The sequence below is a fragment of the Fulvimarina manganoxydans genome (genome assembly GCF_900176465.1).
GTDB classification, from domain to species: Bacteria; Pseudomonadota; Alphaproteobacteria; order Rhizobiales; family Rhizobiaceae; genus Fulvimarina; species Fulvimarina manganoxydans.
Map to the genome: position 1 here is coordinate 236294 of NZ_FWXR01000005.1, position 9487 is coordinate 245780.

The 9487-nt window shown below is 64.9% G+C and carries 11 protein-coding genes and 1 riboswitch; of the genes, 5 read left to right on the plus strand and 6 right to left on the minus strand.

The genetic code is table 11. The features are described from left to right. Nucleotides 1-11 precede the first annotated feature (11 nt). Nucleotides 12-974, minus strand: coding sequence for an alpha/beta hydrolase (locus B9A15_RS08650; protein WP_084409632.1), 963 nt, complete (start codon nucleotides 972-974; stop codon nucleotides 12-14). Between the two features lie 206 nt (nucleotides 975-1180). On the opposite strand from B9A15_RS08650, the gene B9A15_RS08655 reads away from it, so the two are divergent. Beyond that, on the plus strand, nucleotides 1181-1456 hold the full coding sequence (locus tag B9A15_RS08655; protein WP_084409633.1) for a BrnA antitoxin family protein: 276 nt from the start codon (nucleotides 1181-1183) through the stop codon (nucleotides 1454-1456). A 65-nt stretch (nucleotides 1457-1521) separates the two neighbouring features. Here the strand turns inward: B9A15_RS08655 and B9A15_RS08660 are convergent, their stop codons facing one another. The 5 genes from B9A15_RS08660 to B9A15_RS08680 form a co-directional block, all read right to left on the minus strand. After that, nucleotides 1522-2151, minus strand: coding sequence for a LysE family translocator (locus tag B9A15_RS08660; protein WP_084409669.1), 630 nt, complete (start codon nucleotides 2149-2151; stop codon nucleotides 1522-1524). Nucleotides 2152-2190: 39 nt separating this feature from the next. Next, nucleotides 2191-2883 (minus strand): LutC/YkgG family protein, encoded by a 693-nt coding sequence (locus B9A15_RS08665; protein ID WP_084409634.1) that lies wholly within the window; start codon nucleotides 2881-2883, stop codon nucleotides 2191-2193. Further along, the gene (locus B9A15_RS08670; RefSeq protein ID WP_084409635.1) at nucleotides 2880-4304 is read right to left on the minus strand and encodes a LutB/LldF family L-lactate oxidation iron-sulfur protein; all 1425 of its coding nucleotides are present in this window, start codon (nucleotides 4302-4304) and stop codon (nucleotides 2880-2882) included. The genes B9A15_RS08665 and B9A15_RS08670 overlap by 4 nt, the downstream gene beginning before the upstream one ends. Before the next feature lie 147 nt (nucleotides 4305-4451). Further along, nucleotides 4452-5894, minus strand: a complete 1443-nt coding sequence (locus B9A15_RS08675) for a PepSY-associated TM helix domain-containing protein (protein ID WP_084409636.1) — start codon at nucleotides 5892-5894, stop codon at nucleotides 4452-4454. Between the two features lie 234 nt (nucleotides 5895-6128). After that, on the minus strand, nucleotides 6129-6548 hold the full coding sequence (locus B9A15_RS08680; RefSeq protein WP_084409637.1) for a hypothetical protein: 420 nt from the start codon (nucleotides 6546-6548) through the stop codon (nucleotides 6129-6131). A 130-nt stretch (nucleotides 6549-6678) separates the two neighbouring features. Next, a riboswitch (cobalamin riboswitch) is annotated at nucleotides 6679-6902 on the plus strand. A 108-nt stretch (nucleotides 6903-7010) separates the two neighbouring features. Between B9A15_RS08680 and B9A15_RS08685 the strand changes: the two genes are divergently transcribed. The 4 genes from B9A15_RS08685 (at nucleotide 7011) to B9A15_RS08700 (ending at nucleotide 9028) form a co-directional block, all read left to right on the plus strand. Then, the gene (locus B9A15_RS08685; protein ID WP_084409638.1) at nucleotides 7011-7211 is read left to right on the plus strand and encodes a CbtB domain-containing protein; all 201 of its coding nucleotides are present in this window, start codon (nucleotides 7011-7013) and stop codon (nucleotides 7209-7211) included. 8 nt (nucleotides 7212-7219) lie between these two features. Further along, the gene (locus tag B9A15_RS08690) at nucleotides 7220-7951 is read left to right on the plus strand and encodes a CbtA family protein (RefSeq protein WP_084409639.1); all 732 of its coding nucleotides are present in this window, start codon (nucleotides 7220-7222) and stop codon (nucleotides 7949-7951) included. Further along, complete coding sequence (locus B9A15_RS08695; RefSeq protein WP_170923212.1) at nucleotides 7948-8373, plus strand: DUF1636 domain-containing protein; 426 nt, start codon at nucleotides 7948-7950, stop codon at nucleotides 8371-8373. Before B9A15_RS08690 ends, B9A15_RS08695 begins: the two co-directional genes overlap by 4 nt. Before the next feature lie 343 nt (nucleotides 8374-8716). Continuing rightward, complete coding sequence (locus B9A15_RS08700; protein WP_280173785.1) at nucleotides 8717-9028, plus strand: DUF3623 family protein; 312 nt, start codon at nucleotides 8717-8719, stop codon at nucleotides 9026-9028. Nucleotides 9029-9487 lie beyond the last annotated feature (459 nt).

The following is a 9487-nucleotide window of genomic DNA, read 5'->3' on the forward strand; positions in this document are numbered from 1 at the left end:
CGGTCTAACCTCTATCCAGCCGCCCGCCGCGGCGCAACGAGGCACCGATCGAGCCAGGCTGTGAGCGATTCGAGCGCCGGTTCGCGATAGGCGTCGATCTCGTTCAGAGTCTCGTGCCGCGCGCCCTCGACGATCCGCAAGGTCACGTCGGACAGACCGGCGTCGCGCAGGCGTCCATCTAGCCAGATCAGCGCCTTCCCACCCTCCGTCACGGGATCGGCCGTGCCGCCGAGAAGGTGGATGGGCAGGTCCTTCGGCAGGCGAGACATCGCCTCCTGGCTCCCGCCCTCCACGATCATCTCTATAATGTTCTCCATCATCGAGATGGTCGGCGTGAAGCCGCAAAGCGGATCGCCGCGATAGGCCTCGACCGCTTGCGGGTCGTGGGAGAGCCAGTCGAACGGGGTCCGCCTGTCCTTGATCGCACGCCCCCAGGCCTCGAACATGGCGCGGCGAAAGAGCTCGCTCGCAACGTCGGACCCCTTCAGCGCCTTTTCCACCGCCAGCGCCACGCGGCCCGCTTTGAGCGTCATGCCGGCGCGGAAATCGCAGTTCCAGACCGCGAGGCCGGTCAACGCGCGTCCGTGACGCTCGGCAAAATTGAGGGCGATGAGCCCACCCATGGAATGGCCAAAAACGAAGATCGGCAGGCCAGGATGCGTCTGCACGGCGAGATCGAGAACCGCCTTGCAGTCGGCGATGACCTTCTTGACCCCATCCTTCCGCGCGAAGCGGCGCAAGGGCGCATCCTGGGCGACCGTCGAGCCATGGCCGCGATGGTCGTGGGCATAGACCGCAAGCCCCGCTTCGGCCAACACCCGCGCCACCGCCTCGTATCGGGCCGAATGTTCGGCAAGGCCGTGGAACAGGAGGATGACACCGCGCGGCCGCTCCGGCCCTACGCGATGAAGGTTCACAGCGGCGCCCGTCGGCGTGTCGATGGTGCGCCGGGTGAAGTGTCCATGTTGGCTCATGCGTCAGCTTTCTCGCTCACCTCTTGCATTCGAAGTTCCAGTTCTGACCCGCAAAACCTGCGATCGAGATACAAATCGGCTAGGGTAATAGGCTCCGCACTGAAATCTTATTTGAGGAGAAGTTGTCAAAGAAGAATGCTTCGTGGTCGTTCACACCAGTAGAGACGGCGTCATTCGTCTGATCACAGCCTGGAAAGGAGGTCGCGATGAGCGATCCGAATATGAAGCGGGCATCGCTCGCAGACATCAAGCGGATGAGGGAAGCCGGTGAACTCCGCCACAATCCGAATGCCCCTGCGGGAGATAGTCTGGGGCACGATTTCTGGGCAAAGGCCATGATGGCTTCGCCGCAAGGGACGCCTCCGAAATCCGTCCATCTCAAGCTCGACCCGGAGGTCTTCGAATTTTTCAAGTCTCAGGGGAAAGGCCACCTGACCCGAATGCAGGAGGTCTTGCGCGCCTATGCCAATGCCCATCGATAGGCGCCGCTTATCTATGCAGTGCCTCGCGGTCCAATGAAATTCTTGCTCGTTGAAAGAGGAGCGTTTCAGGCCGGCCGGCGCGCGGCGAGCGATAGAAGGCCGGCCGAGACGAGGCAGGCCGCGCCGGTCCGCTCCAGGCGCTTGAGGACCTTGGGCGCCGAGAAGACCGAACGGAGCTTGGCGGCGGACAGGGCATAGAGCGCGGCATTCGCCATGCCGAGCACCACGAAAAGGATGACGAAGACCGCCGCCTGCCCGACATAGGAGCGGTCCGGCGCGATGAACTGGGGAACGAAGGCGACGAAGAAGACGATGCCCTTCGGATTGAGAAGGGTGACCAGGAAGGCCTCGCGGAAGATCGTCAGTGGGCGTCCTTCCGGCGCTTCGAGCGCCGCGGCGCTAAGGCCGCGTTCGGGCGCGCGCCAGAGTTTGATGCCGAGATAGACCAGATAGGCCGCGCCCAGCCATTTGAGGACGGTAAAGGCCGTCGCGGAGGCGGCAAGCAGTGCGCCGACACCGGCGAGCGAGAGACTGGCGGCGGCGAAATCGCCGAGCCCGACACCGAGAACGCTCGAAAGGGCGATGCGCTTTCCGTGGGCGAGCGCCTGACCGATGACCATGATGATGGTCGGGCCGGGAATGATCAGCAGGATGAGCGAGGCCAGGGAGAAGGCGGCGAGAGTCGGCATCGTCACAGGCATGGTCGGCCTCTCGTCGTTTCGATCGTCATGCCATCACTGCATGGGCGCTGCCGTCCTGTCCAGAACGACGATATGCAGCGCCTTCGGCCCATGGGCGCCCAGAAGCAGCGTCTGTTCGATATCGGCCGAGCGGGAGGGGCCGGTGATCGTGTTGACGGTCCGCGGCAGGGTTCCGCCATGGCGCTCGCGCAGACGCTCGAACACCGCCTCCATCGCCCCCTCGATCGTATCCGCCTGTATGACGACGATATGGTTCTCGGGCAGGAAGTTGAGGCTCGTCGGATTGTCCGGCCCCGAGGTCAGGACGAGCGTCCCCGTCTCGGCGATGCCGGCCTCGGCATGGGACAGCGAATTGAGGTCGTCGCCCTCGCTCGCCCCTTGGGTCACCTCGATGGCGGTCGCCGAAAAATCGGCCTCGGACAAGCGCCTGTCGGCCCCCATCTTCAGCGTCGCCGGCAGATTGCGTTCGCGCAGATAGCGCGCGACCTCGCCCGGCAGTTCCGCCATCGATCCGATCTGCGCGACGGTGGCATTGGCGGCCTCGGCCATGACGACGAACAGCGCGACGCGCTCGGCGGAAGGCAATTGGCCCCGCGCCGGAACGACGCCGAGCGGGCGACCCTGCAAGCGCGCTTCCACTGCACGCTGACGCTCTTCGTCATTCGGCCTTGCGCCATTGGCCCGGCGGATGCGCGACAGCACCGCGTCCTTCGTCGAACCGCTCATCGGGAGACGCCTTTCGACTGGGTATAGGCCTGCATGAAGGTGCGCCCCTCGGGTGCGGGAAGATCGCGCCATTTGGTCCAGCCGCCGGCCAGCGGCAGCGAGCGGAAGCGGCGCTTGGGGCCGGCGATGAGCTTCAGCGCCGGCATGGCGAAGGAGACGGCGAGCCGATAGAGCTTCGGCCGTTTGGCAAAATAGGCCCAGAGGCCGAGCCCGGTGCGGGCAGCTTTGGGCTGGAGATGGCTTTCGAATTCCTTCTCGCGCCAATGGCGCATCATTTTCGGCAGCGGGATGCGCATGGGGCAGACGCTTTCGCAGCGCCCGCAGAAGGTCGAGGCATTGGGCAGGTTTCCGGCCTTGTCGACGCCGATCAGCGAGGGGGTCAGCACCGCGCCCATGGGGCCTGGATAGACCCAGCCATAGGAGTGGCCGCCGACCGCGTGATAGACCGGGCAATGGTTCATGCAGGCGCCGCAGCGGATGCAGCGCAGCATCTCCTCGAATTCGGTGCCGAGCATGTTGGAGCGGCCATTGTCGAGGAGGATGACGTGATATTCCTCCGGCCCGTCTGGATCGGCCTCGCGCTTCGGCCCGGTGGAAAAGGTCGTATAGACGCTCGCCTCCTGGCCGGTGGCCGAGCGGGCGAGAACCCGCAGGATCTGCGAGGCGTCGTTGAGGGTCGGCACCATCTTCTCGATCGAGGCGAGAACCACATGGCACTTGCCCAAGAGCTGGGTCAGATCACCATTGCCCTCATTGGTCACGATGACCGAGGTGCCGGTCTCGGCGATCAGGAAATTGGCGCCGGTGACGCCGATATCGGCTTCGCCATAACGCTGGCGCAGAATGCCGCGCGCTTCGGCGAGAAGCGTCTCGGGCGCCGTCAGATCGCGCTCCGGGTCGAGATCGACGTGGACACGGCGGAAATCGGCTTCCACCTGATCGCGATTGATATGGACGGCCGGCGCGATGATGTGGCTCGGATGCTCGCCGCGCAGCTGGATGATATATTCGCCGAGATCGGTCTCGACCGGCACCATGCCGTTCTCTTCCAGAAAGTCGTTGAGCCCGATCTCCTCGGAGATCATGGTCTTGCCCTTGGTGACAGTTTTGGCGCCGCGCTTCTTGGCAATATCGAGGAAGATGCGCCGGGCATGATCGGCGTCCTCGGCGAAATGGACCTTGCCGCCGGAGGCTTCCACCTTTGCGATATAGGCCTCGATATAAAGGTCGAGATGCTTCAGCGTGTGGGTCTTGATGGCGACCGCATTGTCGCGCAGGGCGTCGAATTCGGGCAGCTTGTCGACGGCCTTCTGGCGCTTGCCGATGAAGCCCTTCTCCACATTGCCGAGGGCGCGCTGGAGATCGATGTCGGCGAGCGCCTTGACGGTGTTCGCCTTGAATGTCTGGGATGTGATCTGCATGCGGCACTCTCGGTCAAAAAGGTCAGTCGCGCTGTGCGTTGACGGTTCTCCCTATCAGGCGCTTGCGTCAAGTCACGTCTTCGCTCGGTCTTCTCTTCGTCTTGCTTTGATCGCGCGCGGGGACGACGCCCCCGCGCGCGTTTCCGGTCACCCATAGAGCCGCTTGAGAGCCGGGAGTCTCGACGCCACCAGAAGGTCGAAGGCGAGAACGGCGATCAGCGTCAGGCCCATCAGCGGAAAGACGACCGCGAGGGTGAGCGCGATGAAGGCGACGCCCTTGACCAGCGGCACATCGTTCGGGACCGACGGCGCCGCCAGCCGGAACGAGCCCTTCGGCCGCCGCAGCCACCACATGACGACGCCCGTCACGCATAAAAAGACGATGGAGAGACAGAAGAGCGTGTTGAGAAGGACGTTCCACAAGCCCGTCAAACCCATATGGAAAGCGGTGCCGACCGCCATCGTCTTGCCCGCCAGCGAATAATCGGCGAAGGCGACATCGGCGAGGATCCTGCCCGTGAACTGATCCACGTGAACCGTGCGGTCGGCCGTCGGCTCATGGGAATCGGCGCTCATCGAATCCTGGGCGATCGTCCAGACGCCGGTCTCGCCGCCGGGGGCGCTCACGTGAAAGCGGCCGTGATCGGCGATGCCGAGATCGTGGGCGAGCGCCGTGACGCTGTCCACATCGACCGCCGTCCCCGCCGGAACGCCCGTCATGCCAGCCTCGGAGCCCGAAGCCGGCATCGGCGTCTGTTCGAGCGTCCAGGGCACCTCCTTCGGGCCGCCATGATTCAGATGGGCATGGGTGGTCTCCGATTGCGGAACCGCGTCCCATTTCTCGGCCGGAAAGGTCGACCAGGCCTGGGTGATCTTGGCGCCCCAGATGCCGGTCCAGGTCATGCCGGTGAGGAGGAAGAGGACGAGAATGCCTGCGGTCCAGAAGCCGACGACGCGATGGAGCGACTTGTAGAGCGAACGGCCCCTGGCCGAGAGTTTCGGAACGAAGGCCTCCGATTTCGGCGCCTTACCGCGCGGCCACCAGAGATAGGCGCCGGTCGCAACGAGCACGAGGCCGAAGCCGGCGGCGATTTCCAGAAGACGGTCCCCGAGATCGCCGAGGAGCAGCGAGCCGTGGAAATCGTCGGCCCAGTCATACCAGCCGGCGCGGCGCACCCAGCTTTCGAGAACGGCGCCAGAATAAGGATCGACCGCCACCATGCGGGCCTCGCCATCGTCGTCGACGCGCACGAGCCCCGGTGAGGTCTCGGAGCGCGGCGAGACATATTCGACGAAGCGCGCGCCGGGCAGAGCCTCAATCGCGGCCGCGACCTGCCGCGAAACGGCGACGGTCTTGGTGTGAGCCGGAACGCTCAAGCTGTATTCGCCGTCCCGCCCGTCCAGAAAGCCGATCCAGAGGATCATCATGCCCGAAACGGCAAGCGCGACGAGGAAGGGAACGGTGAAGAGCCCGGCATAGAAATGCCAGCGCCAGATGGCGCGATAAAGGGCTGGAACACTGGAACGCGCGACCGGCGCGGCCTCGGCATTGGTGGCGGAGGGAATGCCTGCCGAACTGATATCAGTCATGGGATAATATCCTTTGAGAACCCGACGAAGCGTCAGGCAGCGGCGGCCGGGCAGCGTGTGGGTCGGACACACGGCACCCGATTATCGCGATGGATAACGATGGTGAGGAACGACCCGCCGAAAGAAGGCAGACCGATGCGCGCGGCGCGCGGGTCGCTCGCGGCAGACAGCCTGAAGGGCTGGCGGGCGAGAGCGATCGTGGCACCGGATGACGAGATCCGGCGGCAGGCAGTCTCAGAGGAAGAGGGAGGGCGGGCCGCGCTTCAGCGCGAGGCCTTTGGGCGGCGCTCGCGGGCCAGACGCTTCGAGCGCATAGGGCCAGAGGGTTCGAGCGGCCTCGACCCCATGGGAGATCGCCAGACCTTCGCCGCCGAGCGCGGTCGCAAGGATCGACGGCGCAGGGCCGCAGCCGATGGCGCAGGGGCAATCGAAGCAGCCGTCATGGGTGCCGGGCGCCTCAGGGCCGCCGGCGGAAACCGACGAGCCGTCGTCATGGCAGAGGACGAGCGTCCCCTCCGCTTTGGCCGCGTCCATCTGCGCGCAGGCAAATGTCGCCGTCACCGCCTGCATGACAAGCAGTTGCGCGACGATGACGATCATCGCGAGGGCGGCAGAACGATCCGCAAGGAAGCGCCGGAACGGGACCATGGTCATGCCGATAGCATAGGACGAACGGCTTGAAACTCTCTTGACGCGGCAAGGTGGTTTCATCCTTTCCGCAGCGACGCATCGCGGTGGCCGCCGCGCGATCGGCGCCGTCGCGGTTGTCAATCGGTCGCAGGCGGGCTACGACAAGCCCGATGGTTCCCGACGCCGACAAGGCGCCGGGATTAAAAGGGAACGCGGTAGAACGACCCAAATCGGGGTTCGAAGCCGTGGCTGCCCCCGCAACTGTGTGCGGCGAGCCGACTGTCCATGTGACGCGCCACTGGGGATACCTCCCCGGGAAGGCCGGACGGAAGGCAAGGACCCGCAAGCCAGGAGACCTGCCATCGTGACTGCTTGAACGGGCGGGGATGTCCGGGGACGGCGACACGAGCCTTTATTCCATTCCCGTGTCGGTTCACCCGCGATCTTGCCGCCGTTTTCCAAACGAACGATCGGAGGGATCGCACCATGAATCACGCGAGCACACAGCCCACGACCCGAGGCGCCAGCGCCCAAGCGACAACCCAGGGCGCCAGCGCCCAAGCCATGGCCGGCCTGACCCTGTTTCTGGGCCTCGCCCTCGTCTTCACCGTCGGCTTCGCCCATTCCTCGACGCTGCACAATGCCGGCCACGACACGCGCCATGCGATGGCGTTCCCCTGCCATTGAGCGCCGCCATGTTGACCCGGATCCTGATGTCGGCGCTGATCGCCGGCCTGTTCGCCGGCTCTCTCGTCGCCGCCGTGCAGAGCTTCACCACCACGCCGCTGATCATTGAAGCGGAACATTATGAGGGCGGCGGCGAGGTCGAGACCGCATCGATCGACGCCTCGCTCATTCTGGCCCATATGGCGGGCGCGCCCGGCCATCACGCCTCCGAAGGGGCGGAGGCATGGGCGCCCGAAGACGGTCTCGAGCGGACGATCTACACTTCGATCGCGACGATCGGCACAGGCGTCGGCTTCGCGCTCGTCCTCCTGTCGGTCATGGTGCTGTCGGGGGCCGAAATCACCGCCAAGACCGGCCTTGCCTGGGGTGCGGCCGCCTTCGTCGCGACCGGCCTTGCGCCGGCCCTCGGCCTCAGCCCGGAACTGCCCGGTTCGGCCGCGGCAGCGCTCGAAGCCCGTCAGCTCTGGTGGGCCGGCACGGCTCTCGCCACCGCCTTGGCGCTCTGGCTGATGCTGAGGGTCTCCAGCCCCCTCGCCATCGCGATCGGCGTTGCCCTGATCGTCGCGCCGCACCTGATCGGCGCGCCGCATCCGAGCGAATATACGAGCCAAGTGCCGGGCGAGTTGTCGGGCCACTTCGCCTCGGCCTCGCTGGTGGCCCAGGCTTTGTGCTGGGCCCTGGTCGGCTCGATCGCCGGCTTCGTTTGGCAGCGCCAGGCCAGCGGCTCGCAAGCCGCTTGATCGAAGCCACCTTTACCGAGGCCGAGACCTCGGCACAGAACCGCCCGGTTCTCGCCGTCTGCGCCGCCTGTTCGGCGCAGACGGCACTTGCTGGCCGCGACAGCGCCGGAAAGCGCCTCATCGACCGCCTCCGCGAACAGACGGACGCTCTCGGCATCAGCGTTCGCGCCGTGCCCTGTTTCGCCGTTTGCGACCGACCCGTAACGCTCGCTTTCATGACGGCGGGAAAGTGGAGCTATGTCATCGGCGACGTCGATCCGGAGATCGAGCTTTCCGAGATCGTCGCCGCCGTCGATGCGATCGCGGCGGCACCCTCAGGCGTCCCGGCCCTCTCGCAGCGACCGGATTTCTTCCGAAAAGGTGTGATCGCGCGGCTTCCGCCAGTCGCCATGACGGCGGATGGCAACGACGGGTCCGACTGAAAGAGATGCGGGGCGGGATGCGAGAAGCGTTCCGTCCCCTTTTTTGCGCAAGTCGTGTCTTCTGGCGCGGTCACGCACGCCGTCTGTTTGGCCAAGCCTGGGCCTCAGTCCCACGAGACCACGGAACGCCCATACTGGCGCCTCTCGAGAGCCGCGTGCGCCCACTTCCGATCGCGTTCGGGCGTTCGCCCCTGTCGCTTCTCGTTACTTCATTACATTTCACTTGCTGGACGTAATAAAATAACATACCAATCATCTTGCCGCGAGGGGATGCGACTGGCCGTGATCGGCGGATCGCCCTTTTGTTGGGCCAGGCCTCGAGACCGAAGCGGAGCCCGTCGAGATCAATCTCTTTCTCGGCGCGCCGGCCGCTGCCACCCATATGCTCCCAAGGCGCCTCGCCTATCTTGCGACCTATGTCAGACGAGACCGGATCAGTCCCGCTTTCCCTCTGACGATCAACATCTTGGCCGCCGCGCTCGTCATTCTGATCGATGTCTGCGTCACGGCGCTCGACCGACAGACGTCCATCCTGGCCGGCTTATTGGCCGCCCTGGTGTTGCTCGGCCTGGTCGGGATGCTCTTTCTGATGGCCCTCTTCGGCAATGAACGGCTCTGGCGATGGGCCGATCGCGGACGAGACACGAACCGATAGGGCGACGCCCGGGGGCCAAGCCTGTTCATTCATTATCGGTCGTCGGCGGGTCGCGATTGGAGCGAAATGCGATCGGAAAAGTCACGCAACTAAGGGAATACGACATTTCACTCGAACGCAGGCGGCCACCTGATTGTGGAGCCGAAAGCTTCGACGCTTCGTCACTCTCGGCCACCGTTCCTACGAGATTCACACATTGTCTCGCTGGCGGTTGAGACCCGACCTTGGACGGTTCGGCTTCTCCTCCTGGGGAGAAGTGCCGGCAGGCGATGAGGGGGCGGCCGCGGCTTCTACAGGAGAAATGCCGATCGGCGAAAACTCTAATATCGCTGAAGATATCCCCCTCATCCGCCCTTCGGGCACCTTGTAACTTCCCAAATGCCGTATTTGAAGCTGTAGTGGCAAGTGCGGTGGCGGATGGAAGACCGATGCACCTTTGGGACACCAAGCCCGTGGGAG